General features: G+C 70.2%; 21 protein-coding genes. 13 read left to right on the forward strand and 8 right to left on the reverse strand.

Features of this window, described 5'->3' with window-relative positions:
- Window positions 1-91: 91 nt before the first annotated feature.
- Window positions 92-1285 (reverse strand): RNA-guided endonuclease InsQ/TnpB family protein, encoded by a 1194-nt coding sequence (locus GPZ80_RS23335; RefSeq protein ID WP_187223200.1) that lies wholly within the window; start codon window positions 1283-1285, stop codon window positions 92-94.
- On the opposite strand from GPZ80_RS23335, the gene GPZ80_RS23340 reads away from it, so the two are divergent.
- Window positions 1284-1673 (forward strand): DUF1844 domain-containing protein, encoded by a 390-nt coding sequence (locus GPZ80_RS23340; protein ID WP_222719746.1) that lies wholly within the window; start codon window positions 1284-1286, stop codon window positions 1671-1673. The genes GPZ80_RS23335 and GPZ80_RS23340 overlap by 2 nt on opposite strands.
- Window positions 1674-2049: 376 nt before the next feature.
- On the opposite strand, the gene GPZ80_RS23345 is transcribed toward GPZ80_RS23340, so the two are convergent.
- Window positions 2050-2280, reverse strand: a complete 231-nt coding sequence (locus GPZ80_RS23345; RefSeq protein ID WP_187223201.1) for a hypothetical protein — start codon at window positions 2278-2280, stop codon at window positions 2050-2052.
- Window positions 2281-2429: 149 nt separating this feature from the next.
- On the opposite strand from GPZ80_RS23345, the gene GPZ80_RS23350 reads away from it, so the two are divergent.
- Window positions 2430-3044: a hypothetical protein gene (locus GPZ80_RS23350; protein ID WP_187223202.1), complete on the forward strand. Its 615-nt coding sequence runs from the start codon at window positions 2430-2432 to the stop codon at window positions 3042-3044.
- Here the strand turns inward: GPZ80_RS23350 and GPZ80_RS23355 are convergent.
- A complete protein-coding gene (locus GPZ80_RS23355) occupies window positions 2996-3667 on the reverse strand; it encodes a response regulator (RefSeq protein WP_187223203.1) in 672 nt (223 codons plus the stop codon). The two genes, GPZ80_RS23350 and GPZ80_RS23355, sit on opposite strands and share 49 nt — an antisense overlap.
- A gap of 55 nt (window positions 3668-3722) precedes the next feature.
- On the reverse strand, window positions 3723-5294 hold the full coding sequence (locus tag GPZ80_RS23360) for a sensor histidine kinase (protein WP_187223204.1): 1572 nt from the start codon (window positions 5292-5294) through the stop codon (window positions 3723-3725).
- Between the two features lie 92 nt (window positions 5295-5386).
- Here GPZ80_RS23360 and GPZ80_RS23365 point away from each other — a divergent pair, with 92 nt between their 5' ends.
- Together GPZ80_RS23365 and GPZ80_RS23370 are read left to right on the forward strand one after the other, a co-directional pair.
- The gene (locus GPZ80_RS23365; RefSeq protein ID WP_187223205.1) at window positions 5387-6745 is read left to right on the forward strand and encodes a cation:dicarboxylate symporter family transporter; all 1359 of its coding nucleotides are present in this window, start codon (window positions 5387-5389) and stop codon (window positions 6743-6745) included.
- A 110-nt stretch (window positions 6746-6855) separates the two neighbouring features.
- Window positions 6856-9153, forward strand: coding sequence for an ATP-binding protein (locus tag GPZ80_RS23370; protein WP_187223206.1), 2298 nt, complete (start codon window positions 6856-6858; stop codon window positions 9151-9153).
- A 23-nt stretch (window positions 9154-9176) separates the two neighbouring features.
- Here the strand turns inward: GPZ80_RS23370 and GPZ80_RS23375 are convergent, their stop codons facing one another.
- Together GPZ80_RS23375 and GPZ80_RS23380 are read right to left on the reverse strand one after the other, a co-directional pair.
- Window positions 9177-9995 carry an enoyl-CoA hydratase-related protein gene (locus tag GPZ80_RS23375; protein ID WP_187223207.1) on the reverse strand — a complete coding sequence of 273 codons (819 nt, stop codon included), beginning with the start codon at window positions 9993-9995 and terminating at the stop codon, window positions 9177-9179.
- 14 nt (window positions 9996-10009) lie between these two features.
- The gene (locus GPZ80_RS23380; protein ID WP_246477390.1) at window positions 10010-11164 is read right to left on the reverse strand and encodes an acyl-CoA dehydrogenase family protein; all 1155 of its coding nucleotides are present in this window, start codon (window positions 11162-11164) and stop codon (window positions 10010-10012) included.
- 55 nt (window positions 11165-11219) lie between these two features.
- Here GPZ80_RS23380 and GPZ80_RS23385 point away from each other — a divergent pair, with 55 nt between their 5' ends.
- The 3 genes from GPZ80_RS23385 to GPZ80_RS23395 are packed head-to-tail and all read left to right on the forward strand — an operon-like array spanning window position 11220 to window position 14914.
- Entirely contained in the window at window positions 11220-11801 is a 582-nt protein-coding gene (locus GPZ80_RS23385) for a TetR/AcrR family transcriptional regulator (protein ID WP_187223208.1), read from the forward strand.
- 45 nt (window positions 11802-11846) lie between these two features.
- Entirely contained in the window at window positions 11847-12578 is a 732-nt protein-coding gene (locus tag GPZ80_RS23390) for a beta-phosphoglucomutase family hydrolase (protein ID WP_187223209.1), read from the forward strand.
- On the forward strand, window positions 12575-14914 hold the full coding sequence (locus GPZ80_RS23395) for a glycoside hydrolase family 65 protein (protein ID WP_187223210.1): 2340 nt from the start codon (window positions 12575-12577) through the stop codon (window positions 14912-14914). Before GPZ80_RS23390 ends, GPZ80_RS23395 begins: the two co-directional genes overlap by 4 nt.
- 300 nt (window positions 14915-15214) lie before the next feature.
- Here GPZ80_RS23395 and GPZ80_RS23400 read toward each other — a convergent pair whose 3' ends face one another.
- Window positions 15215-15520 carry a DUF3040 domain-containing protein gene (locus GPZ80_RS23400; RefSeq protein ID WP_187223211.1) on the reverse strand — a complete coding sequence of 102 codons (306 nt, stop codon included), beginning with the start codon at window positions 15518-15520 and terminating at the stop codon, window positions 15215-15217.
- A gap of 10 nt (window positions 15521-15530) precedes the next feature.
- Entirely contained in the window at window positions 15531-16610 is a 1080-nt protein-coding gene (locus GPZ80_RS23405) for an Rv2629 family ribosome hibernation factor (protein WP_187223212.1), read from the reverse strand.
- 92 nt (window positions 16611-16702) lie between these two features.
- On the opposite strand from GPZ80_RS23405, the gene GPZ80_RS23410 reads away from it, so the two are divergent.
- From GPZ80_RS23410 to GPZ80_RS23430, 6 genes are all read left to right on the forward strand, one after another.
- Complete coding sequence (locus GPZ80_RS23410) at window positions 16703-17560, forward strand: SDR family oxidoreductase (protein WP_187223213.1); 858 nt, start codon at window positions 16703-16705, stop codon at window positions 17558-17560.
- An 18-nt stretch (window positions 17561-17578) separates the two neighbouring features.
- On the forward strand, window positions 17579-17902 hold the full coding sequence (locus tag GPZ80_RS23415) for a DUF3140 domain-containing protein (protein WP_187223214.1): 324 nt from the start codon (window positions 17579-17581) through the stop codon (window positions 17900-17902).
- Between the two features lie 39 nt (window positions 17903-17941).
- On the forward strand, window positions 17942-18583 hold the full coding sequence (locus GPZ80_RS23420) for a UdgX family uracil-DNA binding protein (RefSeq protein ID WP_187223215.1): 642 nt from the start codon (window positions 17942-17944) through the stop codon (window positions 18581-18583).
- 165 nt (window positions 18584-18748) lie between these two features.
- Window positions 18749-18880, forward strand: coding sequence for a hypothetical protein (locus GPZ80_RS33440; protein ID WP_281401396.1), 132 nt, complete (start codon window positions 18749-18751; stop codon window positions 18878-18880).
- Window positions 18881-19465: 585 nt separating this feature from the next.
- The gene (locus GPZ80_RS23425) at window positions 19466-19846 is read left to right on the forward strand and encodes a hypothetical protein (protein ID WP_187223216.1); all 381 of its coding nucleotides are present in this window, start codon (window positions 19466-19468) and stop codon (window positions 19844-19846) included.
- 175 nt (window positions 19847-20021) lie between these two features.
- Window positions 20022-20177 (forward strand): hypothetical protein, encoded by a 156-nt coding sequence (locus GPZ80_RS23430; RefSeq protein ID WP_187223217.1) that lies wholly within the window; start codon window positions 20022-20024, stop codon window positions 20175-20177.
- Window positions 20178-20212: the final 35 nt, after the last annotated feature.

The following is a 20212-nucleotide window of genomic DNA, read 5'->3' on the forward strand; positions in this document are numbered from 1 at the left end:
CCGCCCCCGCGCTAACGGGGGCTGGTCGCACGTGGAATGGTAGCAGACCTTGACATCCTCCCCCGCCAGTGGCCGGGGATACCAACAGCGACTACCGCACGAGGAGGAGGTCGCGTTGAGGTTCACGGTTCATTGGCTCACCCAACGGCGGGCCTCCCCGTGCAGCCACGGCATGCCCTGCCGCGAATCGAATATTCAGTGCCGCGTTCACGTCCGCATTGGCAGCGAAACCGCAGGACCGGCACCGGAAGGCGGCTTGGCTCTCGCGCGCCTCCCGATCCACTACCCCGCACGCCGAACAACGCTGACTCGTAAACCGCGGATCGACCTTCACCACCCGACCCGGGGCCTTGTGCTCCAAGCGGGTCACCAGCAGGCCCCACCCATTGGCCAGGATGCCCCGGTTCAGGCCCGCCTTCTGCCGAACACCCCGACCGGGGACGTCGAGCGTGCCCCTAGCCGACCGGGTCATCTTGCTGATCTTGAGGTCCTCGAACGCGATCACATCGAACTCCCGGGCCAGGCGGGTGCTGATCTTCTCCACCCAGTCCTTGCGCCGGTCGGTTTCGCGGGCCCTGAGCCTCGCGATCGCCGTCTTGACCTTGCCGCGCCGGTTGGAGCCGCGCTGAGCCCGCGCAAGCTTGCGTTGCAGGCGCAGCAGCCGGGCTTTCTCGGTTCCACGCAGAGTGGGCGCGCTCAGCAGTTCCCCGGTGGACAGCGCCGCCGAGACCACGACACCGCGATCCACGCCCACAACCGCACCAGCGCCAGGTGGAGGTATCGGGGTTGGCAGCACGTTGAACGCGATATGCCAGCGCCGCGCTCCGTCCCGAGTGACGCGGTAGGACTTCACCCCGTCGGCAACCGCACGCGACCAACGGAACCGCACCCAACCGACCTTGGGCACCTTTACCTCGCCGACCTTGCGGGAGATCCGGCGCACATCGCCCGGTTTGACCGCGACGATCCGGAAGCCTTCGCCGCGCCCGCGTCGGCGCCAGGCCGGCCGTCGATGGGTCCGGCGGACAAAGTTGGCCATCGCCTGGGTGAAGTCCTTCAGTGCCTGCTGCTGCACGGTCACCGACCCTGCGGCCAGCCAGGCGTTCGCCGCTCGCGCCTCGGTCAACTGACGGCACTGCGCAACGAATCCCGGCGCCGCCCGTCGCCCTGTCCTCCAGTGAGCGTGCTGCTCCACTGCGAGATTCCACACAAACCGGGCATGTCCACAGTGCTCCAGCAACACTCGCTCCTGAGCGGGCGTCGACTGAAGACGGAAGCGGGACATGTCGATCAAATTAGCGGCGACCACCGACAAACCACGGGAGATCCTGGTGAACGAGAGCCTTGAGGAGAACGACCGGGACCTGGCGAGTATTCCCAGCGTGGAGGTGATCAGCCGGGCCGCGGTGATGCTCATGTCGGCCTCGGCGGAGCGTCTCGGCCTGGCTGACGCCGACCCGGAGAGCAGCCCGCACCGCGACCTGGACGAGGCGCGGCGGCTCATCACGGCGCTCGCGGGGCTGGTGACCGCGTCGGTCGAGTACCTCGGGCCGCACGCCGGGCCGATCCGGGACGGGCTGCAGTCGCTGCAGCGGGCGTTCCGGGAGTCGTCGGCCTTTCCCGACGAGCCGGGACATGGCCCTGGGGAGAAGTTCACCGGGCCGGTTTACTGAGGGTCGTCACGACTCGGCAACTGCGGCGACGCCGACGCCTGCCGACGTCTAGCTTTCACCGGTGACCACAGTCGACCCGCGGGCCCCGACGACGGCCGTCCTCATCGGGACCGCCCTGCTCGTCCTCCCCGCCATCGCCCTGCCGCTGGAAGCGTCGCGGATGACGATGGTCAACGCACCCACTCCATGGTTGTTCGCGCTCGTGGCCCCGGTGGTCGTTCTCGCGGCCCTCGCGGCGATCTGGTGGTGGCCGGACGGGGGGTGGCGGTGGGTCCTGCTGGGCGAATCCCTCTGCGCGGTATCGGTCGGGTTGCTGTCCGGCACGGCTGACCGTGCGGTGACCGCCCTCATCGCGAGCCTCGTGGGAACGACGGCACTACTCGGTGTCCTCGGCGCGGCCGGGTGGCTCGCCCGGTCCGGCGCGCGGGCGCTCGCCGCGGCGGTCGCGGGTCTGGCGGTCGTGACGCACACGCTCCGGTATGTCCTGGGCGTGGTCGAATATGGCCGTCCGGTAGCGGACTTGACTCTGCTGTTCGCCATGGCCGCGGCGACCGTCCTGTGCGCGTCGGCCTTGCTGGCCCTCGGCGCCCGGTTCAGGAGCGAACACGCCCAGATCTCCGGGCGCGTTGTCATCGCGGCGGCGGCCGCATCGCTCATTCCGGTCGCTTTCGCCGCTATGTCCTCGCTGGGCCCCCGCCCATCGATGACTTCGCGGCATTCGCCACTCGCCTCCGGGAGACCGGCATCGTCGCCCTCGTGGCGGTGGTGGCTGTCGTCGCGCTCACGGCGTGGGCCGGACCGCGTCTCGCCCTCGGCGCGCTGTCGCTCGGCGCCTTGGTGGCGAGCGCCGGGACAGTCGTGTTCTACCTCCTGTTCCTCAGCATCAGCGGCGACGAACCGGCCCCGGGGCTGGGCTTGACGTCGTGGCTGTTGATCCTGGCCGGCCTCGCCGTGGGCGTCGCGCTCGCACTTCCGTCGATCCGGGGATACCTCGGGGCCGGGGCCGCGCTCGTCGGCGCGGTGGCGCTCTACCTGGCCGACGCGGCGGGCCCCAGAGACCCGGTGTGGCAGCAGTTCGTGGTGGCGGCGGTGATCGCCGCGGCGGTCGCGGGCGCCGCGGCCGTGTGCGACGGGCCGTCGGCGGTGGCCGGCGGCGTCATCGGGGTCATGCTCGGCGCGGCCCTGGGCACGGTCGACTGGATCTGGAACGCCAGGCCCACCTCTCCGGTGTACACCGAGGGTGTCGTCAACTGGATGCCGATCGCCCTGATGGCCGGGGCCGCGATCGGGCTGGCGGCGTTCACCTATCTCGGCCTGCGGGCTCAGCGACTCCAGACGTACCAGACCTCGGGTCTGCCGACGGTGCCGTAGCGGGGTTTGCGGGCGACCTGGCCGTTGTCGGCGAGGTACTCGAGATAGCGTCGGGCGGTGACCCGGGAGACCCCGACCTCGTCGGCCGCCGCGGTGGCGGGCAGTCCCTCCGGGGCGGCCCGGACGGCGCTGATGACGAGGTCCAGCGTCGGGGCGCTCATTCCCTTGGGCAGCACGAGGTTTTCCGACCCGCGCAGGGCGCCGAACGCCTCGTCCACATCGGACTGTCCGGTGGCCTCGCCGTGCCGGACGTGGGCGCGGAAGCGGGCGTAGCCGTCGAGTTTCTCGCGCAGGCCCGCGAAGGTGAAGGGCTTGAGCAGGTACTGCACGACGCCCGCGGACACCGCCGCGCGCACGACGTTGAGGTCTCGGGCGGAGGTCACGGTGATCACGTCGGCGGCGTGCCCGTTGGCGCGCAGGGCGCGGACGACTTCGAGGCCGTGGGCGTCGGGCAGGTACAGGTCGAGCAGGACCAGGTCGACCGGGGTCGCGTCGAGGAAGCGCAGGGCATCGCGTCCTGAGTGGACGACACCGGCGACGGTGAAACCGGGCACCCGCCCCACATAGAGCCGGTGCGCCTCGGCGGCGACGGTGTTGTCCTCGACCACGAGCACGGTGATCACGGCCGCTCCTCCCGCCGGACATCGGCGAACCGCCCCAGCAAGCGCCCCACAGTGATCACGTCCGCTCTCCTCTCGGCAGGCGCACAGTGAACACCGCACCCACGTCACGTCCCACCTCGACCGTTCCGCCCGCCCGCCGCACCGCTTGGCCGACCAGGGCCAGGCCCAGCCCCCGGGAATCCCCCGGCTTGGTCGACCAACCACGCCGGAAGGCCTGGTCGCGCACCTCCTCCGGGAGCCCGGCCCCGCTGTCGGCGACCCGTAGGACCAGTTCGTCGGCGTCGCTGTGGGCGCTGATCCGGACCCACCGGCCCTCGCTGTCCGCGGCGGCGTCGACGGCGTTGTCGACCAGGTTGCCGAGGATGGTGACCAGGTCCCGCGCGGGCACCCCGCCCTGGTCGGCGATCTCGGTGTCCTCCGCGACGATCAGCTCGACCCCGCGCTCGCTCGCGTCCGCCGCCTTGCCCAGCAACAGGGCGGCAAGGATGGGCTCGGCGACCGCGCCGACGACCTGGTCGGTCAGCCGTTGGGCGATGGCCAGCTCCCCCGTGGCGAACTCGACGGCCTCCGCGGGCCGCCCGAGTTCGACCAGCGACACAACCGTGTGCAGCCGGTTCGCGGCCTCGTGCGCCTGCGCGCGGAGAGCTTCGGCGAAGCCGCGCACGGTGTCGAGTTCGCCGGTCAGGGCCTGCAGGTCGGTGCGGTCGCGCAGGGTCACGACCGTGCCCAGCGCGCGGCCGTCGTGGTGCACGGTCGAGGAGTTGACGACCAGCATGCGGGTGTCGGTCAGGTGCAGTTCGTCGTGCATCTCGGTGTCCGAGAGCAGCCGCTCGACCAGGGCTTGCGGTAGGCCGAGTTCGTCGACGCGCTTGCCGTCGGCGTCGGCGGGCAGGTCGAGCAGGGCGCGGACACCGTCGTTGCACAGCGTGACCCGGTGGTCGTCATCGACCAGCACCAGGCCCTCGCGGACGGCGTGCAGGATCGACTCGTGGTAGCCGATCATCCGGCGCAGCTCGGCTGGGGCCAGTCCTCCGGTCTGCCGCCGCAGCCGCCTGCTGACGAGGTAGGTGGCGAGCGCGCCGAGGACGAGGATCACCGCGGCGATGACGACCAGCCACAGCACCCGGTCGGCGACTTCCGCGCTGATCGCCGAGACGCTGATCCCGGCGCTGACCAGGGCGATCACCCTGCCGTCAGCCATGGCCGTCACCGGCACGACCGCGCGCACCGACGGCCCGAGGGTGCCGGTGTAGGTCTCGGTGAACGCCCGGCCCGCGAGAGCCTCCGCGGTGTTGCCGAGGAACCGGCCGCCGATCATCGCCGGGTTTGGGTGGGTGTAACGGACACCGTCGGTGCTCATGATCGTGATGAAGTCGACCCCGGTGTCGGCGCGCACGCGCTCGGCGTAGGGCTGCAGCACCGCGGTCGGGTCGAGGCCCGCCACGGCGGTCGCGACAGTCGGCCCGCCCGCGATCGCCTTGGCCAGCGCCGTCACCTCCGCGGCACTCGACTCCTCGGCCCGGTCGGCGACATCCGCCCAGGCCAGGGCCGCGCTCGCGGCCACCAGCAAACCCACGATCACCACCTGGACGACCAAGAGCTGCCGGGCCAAGCTCCACTGCTTCATGACGCCAGTGTGAACGCTATGAACTCAATCGTGACCGCGGCCACAGCAAAGGAGACGGTGTTCGGCAACCAGCCCACAGAGAGGCCCCCACCGTGTCGACACGCACCGAGCCCCGCCGCCGAGACCGAACCCACTACCTCTACCTGGCCGTCATCGCCGCCGTCATCCTCGGGATCACCGTCGGCTTCGCGGCGCCGGACCTCGCGAAGTCGTTGAAGCCGCTGGGCACGGCGTTCGTCAACCTGATCAAGATGATGATCAGCCCGATCATCTTCTGCACGATCGTGCTGGGCGTCGGTTCGGTGGCGCGGGCGAGCAAGATCGGCAAGGTCGGCGGCCTGGCGCTGGGCTACTTCATGGTCATGTCGACCGTCGCGCTGGGCATCGGCCTGGTCGTGGGCAACATCCTGCACCCCGGCGACGGGCTGCAGCTGACCGAGGCGGTCGCCGCGAAGGGCGAGGCGCAGGTCAAGTCGGCCGAGGGAACAACTGACTTCCTGCTCGGGATCATCCCGAAGACGCTGGTGTCGGCGTTCACCGAGGGCTCGGTGCTGCAGACGCTGTTCGTCGCGCTGCTCGTCGGGTTCGGGCTGCTGGCCCTCGGTTCGCGCGGAGAGCCGGTGCTGCGCGGCATCGGGCATATCCAGACGCTGGTGTTCCGGGTGCTGGGCATGATCATGTGGGCGGCGCCGATCGGCGCGTTCGGCGCGATCGCGGCCGTGGTCGGCGAGACCGGGCTGGCGGCGCTGAAGAGCCTCGCGGTGATCATGCTGGGCTTCTACGCGACCTGCCTGCTGTTCGTCGTGGTGGTCCTGGGTCTGCTGCTGTGGCTGGTCTCGCGGGTCAACCTGTTCTCGCTGCTGCGCTACCTGGGCCGCGAGTTCGTGCTGATCCTGTCGACGTCGTCGTCCGAGGTCGCGCTGCCGCGGCTCATCGCGAAGATGGAGCACCTGGGCGTCAGCAAGCCGGTCGTCGGCATCACGGTGCCCACCGGCTACTCGTTCAACCTCGACGGCACCGCGATCTACCTGACGATGGCGACGTTGTTCGTCGCGAACGCCATGGGCAACCCACTCTCGGCGGGCGAGCAGATCTCACTGCTGCTGTTCATGATCATCGCGTCCAAGGGCGCGGCGGGCGTGACCGGAGCCGGTCTGGCCACCCTCGCGGGCGGGCTGCAGTCGCACCGGCCGGAACTGGTCGACGGCGTCGGCCTGATCGTCGGTATCGACCGGTTCATGTCCGAGGCCCGGGCGCTGACCAACTTCGCCGGCAACGCCGTCGCCACCGTCCTGGTCGGCACTTGGACCAAGGAATTCGACCGCGCTCAGGCCGCTCTGGTGTTCGCCGGGCAGGCACCGTTCGACGAAGCGTCACTGGTCGATGACCAGGAGGAATCGGTTCCCGAGCCGCGGCACGAACTGCTCGAACAAACCGCCGCGCGGCCGTAGCCTGGCCATTAGTTGTTCGTTGAACGACCGAACCGCCCGCCGACCGATGCCCCCGGAGCGGGCGGTTCGGTATGTAAAGCGGATCTTCAATACATCGTTAAGATCGCTTGATGCACGAGGGTCCTGAGCCGCTCCCGGTCGACCGCACGAGCTACGTCGGTCGCGACGAGGAGCTGGCTGTCGCGAGGAAGCTGCTCGCCGCGGGCCCGATCGTCACCCTGGTCGGGCCCGGTGGGGTGGGAAAGAGCAGATTGGCGGCCCGGGTCGCGACCGAGGCGCGCTTCAACGACGGTGTCGCGTTCATCGAGCTGGCCGACCTGGGCGATCCGCAGCTGCTGGCGAGCACCGTCGCCGACCGGCTGGGGCTGCGCGACCAGTCCGCCCGGCCCGCCGTGGACGCGGTGGTCGAGCACCTGCGGGACCGGCGGACGCTGCTGGTGCTGGACAACTGCGAGCACCTGGTCGGCGCGTGCGGCGCGTTCGTCGCCGCCCTGGTCTCCGCGTGCCCGCGGCTGGCGGTGCTGGCCACGAGCAGGCAGTCACTCGGCATCGCCGGTGAGCGGCTGCTCTCGGTGTTGCCGCTGGCGGCGCCGGGGGTCGACGAGGTGGTCAGCGCGGCGGACGCGCAGCGGTTCGACTCGGTGCGCCTCTTCGCCGACCGGGCGGCCGCGGTCGTGCCCGGGTTCACCGTCACCGACGGGAACTGCCGGGACATCGCCCGGGTGTGCCGCGCGCTCGAAGGGCTTCCGCTGGCCATCGAGCTGGCCGCGGTGCGGCTGCGGTCGCTGTCGCTGGGCCAGATCGCGGGGCGGCTGACCAGGCCGATGTCGCTGCTGACGGTGGGCAGGCGCACCGGCCCGCCGCGGCAGCAGACGCTGCGGGCGATGATCGACTGGAGCCACCAGCTGTGCTCCGAGCCCGAGCGGCTGGTGTGGGCGCGCGCGTCGGTGTTCTCGGGGACCTTCGGTCTTGAGGCCGCCGAGCAGGTGTGCGGTGGCGCCGGGGTCGAACCCGGGCTGGTGCTCGACCTGGTCGACGCGCTGCTGGACAAGTCGATCCTGGTCCGCGAGGAACAGGACGGCCTGGCCCGGTACCGGATGCTGGAGACACTGCGCGAGTACGGGCACGACCGGCTGGTGGCGTCCGGCGACGCGGACCGGGTCCGCCGCCTGCACCGCGATTGGTACGCCGAGCTGACCGCGCGGTTGGAGAGCGGGTGGGTCGGCAAGGACCAGATCGCGTGGGTCGCGCGGCTGCGCAATGAACACGCGAACCTTCGGGCGGCGCTGGACTTCTGCGTGACCGAGCCGGGCGAGGCGACCGCCGGGCTGGTGATGGCGACCCGGATCGGGCCGTACTGGGGCATCCGCAGCCTCTACAGCGAGGCCCGGATGTGGATCGACCGCACGCTCGCGCTCACTCCCGCCCGCGCGCCCGGGCGGGTCGGCGCGCTGCGTCTCCACGGGATGTTCGCGCTGCTGCAAGGCGACCGGGAAGCCGCCGAACGGCTGTTGGCCGAGGCGGAGGAACTGTGCGCGGACCGGACCGAGGGTGCGTACCTCGCTGTCGTGCGCGGAATGGCGGCCCTGTTCGCCTTCGACGGGGCGCGGGCGCGCGACCTGCTGGACGACGCGCGGGCGGTGTTCCGCGAGTCGGGGGTGCTCAACGGCGAACTGTTCGCCGCCTACCTGGGCGCGCTGGCCACAGCGCTGTGCGGCGACCCCGACAAGGGGCGGATCCGGCTGCGGGAGACCATCGCGACCTGCGAGCGGATGGGCGAGGTGTCGTACCACTCGCTGGCCCTGTGGGCGCTGAGCTCCATCGAGATCCTCTACGGCGATTCGGCGTCGGCCCACCGGGCGACTCTGCCCGCGCTGCGGCTCACGGGCCTGATCGACAACCGGATCGTCGAGGCGTTCCTGGTGACCAACCTCGTCCTGATCGCCGCCGACAAGGGCGAACACCGACGGTGCGCCTTGCTGCTGGGCGCGGCCGACTCGATGTGGACGGCCCTGGGAACCGACCCCGAGGAGGTCGGCTGGCTCAGCGGCCGCCGCCGCGACGCCATCGCCGCCACCCGCGAGGCCCTTGGGGAAGCGGCGTTCACCGATGCCCGCGCGACCGGCCGCGCGATGCCCCGTCGCGAGGCGGTCCGGGTCGCGCTGAACGATACGGTGCCCACGATCACCCCGGTCGCAGGCGACTTCGGACCACTGACGCGACGGGAAGCGGAGATCGCGGGGCTCATCGCGCAGGGGCTGACCAACAAGGACATCGCGGCGAGACTGTTCATCGCGCCCCGGACAGCGGAGACGCATGTGGCGCACATCTTGGCGAAGCTCGGGTTCAACACACGGGCGCAGATCGCGGGATGGGTGGTCCGGCTGCCTGAGCGGGCACAGCGGTAGGGACTTCCCGGACCGCGGACCGATCATCGCCAGGGAACGAAGTCCGGCAGGTCCTTGCTGACCAACCCGGTGAACTCCGGCGCCCGCTTCTGCAGGAACGACATGATCCCCTCGATCGTGTCCGCCGTTCCGAAGGCGTGCGCGATGAGTTTCGAGTCCAACTGGAACGATGCCTCCGGTGAAGGCTCACCGAGCATGTGGAGCAACGTCCGGCGGATCACCGCCTCCGACACCGCCGCGGTGTTCGCGATCAGGTCCCGGGCAAGCCCATAAGCCCTCTCCAGCAACATCTCCGGCGCGACCACCTGTGTCACCAACCCCGCTGCGAGCGCCTCGTCAACCGGAATCAGCCGCCCGGTGAGCATCCAGTCCTGCGCCCGCCCCAACCCGACGATGCGCGGCAGGAACCACGTCGAACCGCCCTCCGGGAACAAACCCCGCCGCGGGAAGACGAAGCCGAAGCGGGCGTTGGACGCGGCGATGCGGAAGTCCGCGGGCAGGACCAAGGTTGAGCCCACGCCGACGGCTGAGCCCTGGATGGCGGCGATGACCGGTTTGTCGAGGCGCGACAGCGGCCGGGTCGCGCGGGTCGCCGGTTCGATCCAGTCGGGCGCGGTGAAGTCCGGGGCGTCGCCGCCCGACATGTCCATGCCGACGCAGAAGTCCTTGCCGTTGGCGGCGATCACGACGACGCGGACTTCGTCGTCGGCGTCGGCGAGAGCGAAGGCCGCGGCGAGTTCGTCGGCCATCTGGTTGGTGTAGCCGTTCCGGGCTTCGGGACGGTTGAGCGTGACCGTGGCGATCCGGTCCTCGAGCGCATACGTGATGGCCTCGAATGTCATGGCACTCCTCGGGCTCACAGCGAGCGGGCGATCAGGTCTTTCATGACTTCGTTGGCTCCGGCCAGAATCCGCATGACGCGGGCGCCGGTGTAGATCTGGGAGATCGGGTACTCGGCCATGTACCCGTAGCCGCCGAACAGCTGCAGGCACCGGTCGGCGACCTCGCCTTGGCGATCGGTGAGCCAGTACTTGACCATCGCCGCGGTCGGCACATCCAGCTCACCACGCAGGTGTTTGCCGATGCAGTCGTCGAGGAAGGTCCGGCCGACCCGGGTGATGGTGGCGCACTCGGCGAGCTCGAACCTGGTGTTCTGCATGGCGAAGAGCGGTTTGCCGAACGCCTCCCGCCGCTTGGTGTCCTCGACCGTCAGGTCGACCGCGACCTCCATGGACGCGACAGCCAACGCGCCGGTCAGCAGGCGTTCCTGCGGGAGTTGCCGCATCAGCTGGACGAAGCCGGTGCCCTCGGCCGGGCCGAGAAGGTTCGCCTGGGGCACGCGAAGTCCGTCGAAGAACAGCTCGGCGGTGTCCTGACCCTGGTTGCCGATCTTGTGCAGAATCCGGCCACGCTGGAATCCGGGGGTGTCGTCGGCGACCTCGGCGACGACCAGGCTGATGCCCGCCGCCCCGGCGGCGTCGCCGGTCTTGCAGGCGATGATCACCAGGTCGCACAGGGCGCCGTTGGTGATGAACGTCTTGGCGCCGCTGATGACGTAGTCGTCGCCGTCCTTGGTGGCACGGGTGGCGATCGCCTGCAGGTCCGAGCCGGTGCCGGGCTCGGTCATCGCGATGGAGCCGACCCACTCGCCGCTCGCGAGTTTGGGCAGCCACCGCTTCTTCTGCCCGTCGGAGGCGTAGGCGAGCAGGTAGTGCGCGACGATGCCGGCGTGCACGACGAAGCCCATCGCGTGGTCGCCCGCGCGGACCTGCTCCTCGATCAGCACGATCTCACTGGCGAACGTTCCCCCACCGCCGCCGTAGTCCTCGGGGATGGACATGCAGTTGAGGCCCAGCTCCCCCGCCCGCGCGTACAGCTCGCGGTCGGGATGGCCCTGCTCGATGAACCGCTCCTCGTGCGGGGCGACCTCCTTGGTGAAGTAGGTGCGAGCCAGGTCGCGCACGGCGGCCAACTCGTCGTCCATCCACGGTGACCGCACGGTTCGCAGCATCCGCCGACTGTACGATGCAACATGTGATGTTGCAATGTTGCAGTAAGGTGAGCCTGTGAGCGACTTGTCGACCAGCCGGATCCTCGATGCCGCGCGTGATCTCTTCACCGATGTAGGCATCCGCCGCACCACGCTGGAGGACATCGCGCGTCGGGCCAGGGTCGACCGGGTGACCGTCTACCGGCGACTCGGGTCGAAGAGCGATGTCGTGGTGGCGGTGTCCAACCGGGAAGCCCGCCGCGCCTTCGACGAGGTGTTCCTGGTGGCCGACAAGGCGGACACGGCGGCGGGCCGGATCGCGGTCGTCTTCGCCCGGATCGTGCACGTCCTGTGGATCCATCCCCTGTTCAACCGGCTGCTGAAGCTGGAGCCGGACACCGCGCTGCCGAAGGTGACCACCGAGGCGGGTGGCGCCATGTCGCTGGCGATCACCGGGCTGGTCGAACTGCTCGACAAGGCGGTCGACGACGGCCTGCTCGCCCCCGCCGGGGACTTCCGCGCCCGCGCCGAGATCGTGGTGCGGCTGGCGCACTCCTTCATCGTCACGCCCCGGGCCGACCTCGCCCTGGACACTGAGGCCGACCTGATGGAGTTCGCCCACGCCCACATCGTCCCGATCATCACCGGGACCCGGTGATCGCGCGTCCTGCCGACTGGGCGGCGCGCCGGTAGCGTCGGACTGGTGATCGGATTGCCAGACGATGTGACCGCCTGCCTGTTCGACCTCGACGGTGTGCTGACCAGCACGGCCGCACTGCACGAGATCGCCTGGAAGCAGACTTTCGACGAGTTCCTGGCCGCCCACGCGGGGCCGGATGAGCCGCCGTTCAGCGAGCGCGACTACGCCGCCTATGTGGACGGAAGGCCGCGCGCCGACGGGGTGCGCACCTTCCTCGCTTCGCGCGGGATCACGCTGCCGGAAGGCCTGCCCGACGACGATCCGAACGATCCGACCGTCAACGGTGTCGGCAACCGCAAGAACGGACTGGTGCTGAGGATCATCGAAGACCAGGGTGTCCAGCCGTTCCCCGGCTCGGTGGCGTATCTGGAGGCCGCGCACAAGGCCGGGCTCGCCATCGGCGTGGTCACCTCGTCGGCGAACGGCGCGCGGGTGCTCGACGCGGCCGGGCTGACCCGGTTCGTGCAGGCGCGGATCGACGGGCTGACGATCGGCGAGCGCAAGCTGCGCGGCAAACCCGCGCCGGACTCGTTCATCGCAGGCGCGGCCGACCTCGGCGCGACCCCCGCGACGACGGCGGTGTTCGAGGACGCGCTGGCCGGGGTCAAGGCGGGCCGCGACGGCGGGTTCCGCTTCGTCGTCGGCGTGAACCGCGCCGACCAGGCCGAGGAACTGCGCGCGAACGGGGCCGACATCGTCGTGCTCGACCTGGCCGAACTGCTGGACGAGTCGTGAACGGCTACGAGATCTCGCCGTGGGAGCTGCGGTGGCGCGGCCTCGCGATCGACCAGCTACACCGGACCGAGTCCACGTTCGCGCTGGCCAACGGGCACATCGGTATGCGCGGCGCACTGGAGGAAGGCGAGCCCGTCGGGTTGCCGGGCACCTACCTCAACGGGTTCTACGAGTCGCACGCGCTGCCGTACGCCGAGATCGGGTACGGCTACCCCGAGGACGGCCAGACGATCGTCAACGTCACCGACGGCAAGATCATCCGCCTGCTGGTCGAGGACGAGCCGCTGGACCTGCGCTACGGCCGCACCCTCGCCCACCAGCGGTGGATCGACTTCCGCTCCGGGATCCTGAGCCGGGACACCGTGTGGGAGTCGCCGACCGGCCGCCGGGTCCGCATCCGGTCGCAGCGCATCGTGTCGTTCACCCAGCGCGCGGTCGCCGCGATCCACTACGAGATCGAACCCGCGGACGACCTGCAGCTCGTCGTGCAGTCCGACTTGCTGGCCAATGAGCCGATCGTGTCGCGCGGCAAGGACCCGCGGGTCGCCGCCGCGCTGCGCTCGCCGCTGGTCGCCGACTTCGCCACCGCCGACGGGTACGGCGCGGTACTGGTGCACCACACGCGGGAGTCCGGCCTGCGGGTGGCGGCCGGGATGGACCACGAGATCGATACCTCCGACGGCATGCGCACCGACATCCGCGCCGAGGGCGACCTGGCCCGGCTGACCGCGGCGGTCGACGTGCCCGCGGGCGGGAAGCTGCGGCTGGTCAAGTACCTCGGCTACGGCTGGTCGGCGCAGCGGTCGGTGCCCGCGCTGCGCTCGCAGGTGGAGGCGGCGCTGGCGGGCGCGCGGCAGACCGGCTGGGACGGGCTGCTGCGTGAGCAGCGCACGTTCCTCGACGACTTCTGGACCGCCGCCGACATCGAGATCGACGGGGACGAGCGGCTGCAGCAGGCCGTCCGGTTCGCCCTGTTCCACATCCTGCAGGCGGGAGCGCGCGGGGAAAGCCGGGCCATCGCGGGCAAGGGGCTCACCGGCCCCGGATACGACGGGCATGCCTTCTGGGACACGGAGACCTTCGTGCTGCCGGTGCTCACGTACACGATGCCCGACGCGGCGCGCGACGCCCTGCGGTGGCGGCACAGCACGCTGCCGCAGGCGCGCGAGCGGGCGCGAGTGCTGGGCAAACGCGGTGCGGCGTTTCCCTGGCGGTCGATCACCGGTGCGGAGTGCTCGGCGTACTGGCCCGCCGGGACGGCCGCGTTCCACGTCAGCGCCGCGGTCGCCGACGCCGCGGCCCGTTACACCGCCGCGTGCGCCGACGACACCTTCGACCGGGAGTACGGCACGGAACTGTTGGTGGAGACCGCGCGGCTGTGGGTTTCGCTCGGGCACCACGACCAGCACGGCGGGTTCCGCATCGACGGCGTCACCGGGCCGGACGAGTACACCGCGGTCGTCGACAACAACGTCTACACAAACCTGATGGCGCAACGGAACCTGGTCGAGGCGGCGGCCGCGTGCGGGCGCAACCCGGAGGTCGCCGAGCGGCTGGGGGTCTTCCCCGACGAGATCGAGGCGTGGCGACGCGCGGCCGAGGAGATGGTCATCCCGTTCGACGATCTCCTCGGGGTGCACCCGCAGTCGGAGGGCTTCACCCAGCACGCGGAGTGGGATTTCGAGGCCACGCCGAAGGAGAAGTACCCGCTGCTGCTGCACTATCCGTACTTCGACCTCTACCGCAAACAGGTCGTCAAGCAGGCCGACCTGGTCCTCGCGATGCACCTGCGCGGCGACGCGTTCACGCCCGAGCAGAAGGCCGCGAACTTCGCCTACTACGAGGCGCGGACGGTGCGGGACTCGTCGCTGTCGGCGGGAACGCAGGCAGTGCTGGCGGCCGAGGTCGGGCATCTGGGCCTCGCCTACGACTACATCTTCGAGGCGGCGATGACCGACCTCGCGGACCTGCACGACAACGTCCGCAACGGGCTGCACATGGCTTCCCTGGCGGGCGCGTGGGCCGGGGTCGTGGCGGGGCTGGGCGGTTTCCGCGACCACGGCGGCACTCCCACGTTCGCGCCGCGACTGCCTTCGGAGCTCGACCGGGTGTCGTTCCGCATGTGTGTGCACCGCACCCGCGTCCAGGTCGAGATCAAACGGGACACCGCGCACTACCGCCACATCTCCGGCGGTGCGCTGTCGACGTCGCACCATGGCGAGCCGATCGTCATCGAACCCGGGCCGGGGCTGAGTCTGCCGATTCCCGAGTGCCCTTCGCTGCCCAGACCGACCCAGCCCGCGGGCCGCGAGCCCGGCAACAGACGCTCGTCGTGATCAGGGACGACGGGCGCACGACGGACGTCGGGGGAGATCTTTCCTCGTCGACCCTGGGCAACCTGACGCGAAGCCCGGACCGGGCACGGCAGCAGTAAGGTCCACAGTGGACCATCTGCGGGGAACCGGTGGAGACGCGCAAAGACAACGCCTCGACGATGTGTCGATCGCGGTCACGTGGCCGGACACCGAAGACACTGAACAGCAGCGCTCAAGCACTCCGAGCCCGCCACAGCACAACCCGCGATGCCGCAGGCGAGCCGCCAAGGCCCAGAAGAGTCCCAAGGCCTCACCACCACCTCACCACCGAGGCCGCCACCGAGCGTCCCGAGACCACAAATGCGACCGCCGAACACAGGTCCGATACTTCACAACGGCACAAACCAGCCCGATGGTCGCCATCAACATCACCATCAGACTCCCGGCAAGCGTCGCCACCAACAGCACCAGCGCCGTCCCGATCCCCAACGCGACGACTGGGGCGCGCCGGTCGTCGCGAGGCGGCACGGGATCCCAGTCACGCAGCCCGTCGGCGAAGTCGGGGTCCGCCGCGCGGGTCAGCGATTCGATCTCGTCGAGTCGCCTGCGGTCGCCCATGCTGAGCATCTCGTCCTCCTCAGCCTGCCCCGTGCCGTGGCCGCACGCCGACGCCGTCGGCGAGTTCCATGCCCGCGGGAGCGATGACAACTGTTGCCCCGACGGCGAGGGCGGCGGCGGGCAGCGCCTCGGCTGCCGGGACCTCGGCCAGGTCGGGTAGGCCCAGGCCGCGCAGGACCTGGTCGTCCACACCGATTTGCGCCGGTGCGGCGGGTGAGCACCACACCGTGCGGCTTTCCAGTTCCTCCGGCGCCACCACCAGGGTTTCGGCGTTGGCTTCACGCAGTGCGGCCGTCACCGCGGGCAGGCCCTGCTCGGCGTCGACCTGGTATTGCTCCAGCAGTTCAGCCCGGCGCTCGGCGGCGACACCGGACATGACCTGGTCGATCTCCTCGGCCAGCGGGGAACGCTCGGTGCCCGCCGCGCGGCCGCCGGAGGTCAGTTCGACGGCGACCTCACGCAGGTGCGGGGTCAGGGCGGCGAGCAGTTCGGTTCGGGCCCGCACCTCCCCCGCGATCAGCACGCGCCGCGCCGACACGTCGGTGACCAGCTTCTCGACCTCCGCGGCGACCGCGTCGGCGTTGCGTTTGACCGTCGCCTCGACCCGGCTTTGCATCGACCGGTGCGACCAGCCGCCGTCGGGGACCTTGTGCAGCGGGTGCGACTCGCCGTCGACGGTTTTCTCCGTCATCCGCCGCGCGCCGACCGCCAGCAGGTCCGCGCCTTCCTTGTCCGCCACGGCGAGGACGTACGGCATCGGCTCGGAGTCGAGCAGTGGCAGCACGAACGGCAGGGGACTCCAGCGCACAACCGGCGTCGCGGGCGGCTCGGGCAGTTCCTCGTCGACCAGGACGTCGCCGCCAGCGGCGATCAGGGCGAGGCCACCGCGGCCCTCGGCGGGGGTGTGCTCGCTGAACGCCTGTTCCAACGCGGCCGTGGTGGGCTCGTCGGCTCCCAGTTCGGCCAGCTCAGCGCGCGCCGAGTCCCATTTGAGCCGCAGCTGCCGCGCGGCGTCCTCGGTGTCGTGGGAGAAGTCCAGATAGACGGAGGCGAACGGCCCTGGATGCCGGATCACCTCACGCAGCGTAGTGCTGTTCACAGTGCGACCTCCGTTTCCCCGGTGCGTTCCGAGTACCCACCCGCGGGACGGTTAACCAGTTTGCGCGCGCGAGGCGGCGGGTAGCCGCAGCCATGACGAGCACCGGCGAACAACCACCTCAACAACAGCCGCGACCCGGCGACACTGAATCGATGCGACCACGGCCGCGGGACACGATGGCCGACTACGTGGGCCGAGGGTTGCTGGCGGGGAAGTCCGCGCTCATCACCGGTGGCGACTCCGGCATCGGGCGGGCGGTCGCCGTGGCCTTCGCCAAGGAGGGCGCCGACATCGCCATCGCGTACCTCAGCGAACACGACGACGCCGAGGACACCGCCCAGTTCGTCCGCGACGCGGGGTCCAAGTGTGTGCTGCTGCCTGGTGACCTGGGGTCCCGCGCGCACTGCGTCGAGGTCGTCGAGTCGGCAGTCCACCACCTCGGCGGGCTCGACATCCTGGTGAACAACGTGGCGACTCAGGCAGAGGTCGAGCGCCCGGAGGACATCACCGACGAGCAGTGGCTGCGGACCTTCGAGGTGAACATCCACAGCTACTTCCGGGTGACCAACGCGGCCCTGCCGCACCTGGGCGACGGGTCGGCGATCATCAACACCGCGTCGGTCAACGGGTTGCGCGGCAACAAGAAGCTCATCGACTACTCGGCCACGAAGGGCGCGGTCATCGCGTGGACGTACGCGATGGCGCAGACGCTGGTGAAGCGCGGGATCCGGGTCAACTGCGTGGCCCCGGGGCCGGTGTGGACGCCGCTGATCCCGTCCACCATGTCGCCGGACCATGTCGCGAAGTTCGGCGAACACGTCCCGATGGGCCGCGCCGCCCACCCGGATGAGCTGGCCCCGTCCTACGTCTTCTTCGCCGCGGAACGCATGTCGTCGTACTACAGCGGCGAAGTGCTGGCCGCCCTGGGCGGCGAGACCATGCCCGGCTGATCGGAAAGGAATCAGGACATGACCGACGACGACCTCTGGAACGAGTTCCACCGCGTCGTGAACATGACTTCACGCGAACTCAGCGACTGGCTGCGGACCGACTCGGCGACCCCGGACACGGAAGCCCTGCCCGACGAGGCGGGCTCCCCCACCGGCCAGGACGTCCTGCACATCCTGGGCAAACGCCGAGGGGACCTCACTGACCAGGACGAACAGGTCATGCGAAAGGTCGTGGCCCAGGTCCACAGCCAACGCCGCGACGACTTGGAACCCACAGCGGGCCAGGGCGCGTGGCGGCACCGCCTGATGTCGCTGGGACATGACCCCCTCAAGCCCGCCTGAGCCCTGTTTCAGTGAGCGCGGACGGGGAACACCTGACCCATGAAAGCCCCAGGCGCGGCCGAATTCGTCCCCGACCAAGCGGACCTCGACACCCTGCGCTCCGCCATCCAAGGGTGTCGGGGCTGCGACCTCTACCGGGACGCCACCCAGGCGGTGTTCGGCGACGGTCCCAGCCGCGCGACGGTGCTGCTCATCGGGGAGCAGCCGGGTGACAAGGAGGACCTCCAGGGGGCGCCCTTCGTCGGTCCGGCGGGCAAGCTGCTCGACCGGGCGCTTGAGGAGGCGGGGTTCGATCGGTCGATGGTCTACCTGACCAACGCCGTCAAGCACTTCAAGTTCGAGGAGCGCGGCAAGCAGCGGATCCACAAGAAGCCCGGTCGCACGGAGGTCGTGGCTTGCAGGCCGTGGCTGCTGGCGGAGGTGGCCCGGGTGCAGCCGCGGCTCATCGTCTGTCTCGGCGCCACGGCGGCGCAGTCGGTGTTGGGGACCGCGTTCCGGCTGACCAAGCAGCGGGGTGTGCTGGTCGACCCGGGTGAGGGGGACTTCGCCGGGCACCGCGTGCTGGCGACGATCCATCCGTCGGCGGTCCTGCGCTCACGCGACCGGGATGCCGACTACGCAGGCCTGGTCGACGACCTCCGCGCCGCGGTGAGCCTCGCGGGAAAGGTCAGCGCGCGCTGACCTGCCCGTTCGCGGGCGGGTGATGCGCCGGGTGAGCAGGTCGTTGGGACCCACCGACGGCACTGTGACGGCCGCCCGCAGGTCGTCGGCGGCGGCGGGGCCCACCCCGACGGCGCCAGTCCACCCCGACGGGGGCGATCCCACCCCAGTTGGGGCGGCGCGCTGTTGCCCTGGTTGGCGCTCTGTCTCGTGCGCGCGCCCGGGGCGATGGCGGTCATGCATCCGCTGCGCCTGCCGCCCGACGGCGTGGTGATCCTGACCCTGCCGGCGCCGCGGCTGAAGACCGGTGTCGCGTAGCCAACCGCGCCCATGGGCGGCGGACCACACACACAGCACCAGCCGCTTGGTCTCGCCCCGACGGCGGTGGGCGCCGGAGAGGTGGAGTCGGCAGCCGATCGCGCGGGGGTCGACGACATGCTGTCGGTTAGTTCGGCCGTCTTCCGCGGTCCCCGGTGACCGGCGTCGGGTTGGGCGTGGGTTCGGGGACACGGGTTGTGACGATGGTTTTGCTCCGCTGCGTACATCCGCGTCGCACTTTTGGCCAGGCGCGGTTCCAACTATCGGGTTAACAAGTTCACTCATCGGTGCCCATTGCTGATGACTGTTCACCTGGGACGGTGGCCCGACCAGCGCGAATTTCCGGTCCAGCCCCAGCCATGCGGTGTCCGGAATGGACGGCCGTAATTTCGTGCGACTCTTTCGGGAAGATCGTCACCGCCTGGGTAATCGTGCGCCCCTTGCTTGCCCGATCGAATGATCGGGGCACACGGGTCGGGTGACAAGTGCGTGTGGCGGCGGCGCGGCGCGGGGTGGAGTGGGCAAAGTGGCCGTGGTGGCAGCCCCGCCACCCGTGAATCGTTCCCGACAGAAATCAGGTTTCCCTTGTTCAAGAGGACTTTCGCCGCCGCGGTCGTTACCGGCGCGGCACTGATCACCGGATTCGCAACCGCCGGGACCGCCACGGCGGACCCCCAGAACGTCGCCACCGAGCCCGGCCACGGCCACTCGATGACCATCCTGGGCAACCTCTGCGTCGCCCCGTGGCAGTGGAACGGCCCGATCGAGGCCCTGACCGCCGGCCACACCGCCGGTTACGTCGCCTGCAACGGCAACACCGTGGGCACCGACGGCGGCGGCCACCACCTGAGCATCCTCGACAACGCCTGCGTCGCGCCGTGGCAGTGGAACGGCCCGATCGAGGCCCTGACCGTCGGCCACACCGCCGACTACGTCGCCTGCAACGACAACGTGGTCAACGGCTGACGTTCGCCGTAACCACGAGGGGCGTGATCTTCGGATCACGCCCCTTTGCCGTGTGTTGGACTCAGGGTCGGCCTCAGGGTCGACTCCTACCGCAGGTGGATGGCGGCCGACGACGCCAGGACGACGCGGGAGGACAGCACGGGCGGCCACAGTGGTGTTGGGGAGAGGAGAACTCATGACCATCACCACGATGCGGCATTCGGAGCCGGTCACCATTCGCACGGCTGTCAGGTTCGCGGGGAACTTGCTCTACGCGCTGGTCGCCGTTGTGCTGTTCGGCCGGTCCGACTCCGACGAGAGCAAGTCCCGGTCGCGGACGGATGACCGTTAGAGAACTGCCTGCGGGCTTTGCGTTTGGCTGGCCCC

It is taken from the genome of Actinokineospora xionganensis (assembly GCF_014323725.1).
GTDB lineage: Bacteria > Actinomycetota > Actinomycetes > Mycobacteriales > Pseudonocardiaceae > Actinokineospora > Actinokineospora xionganensis.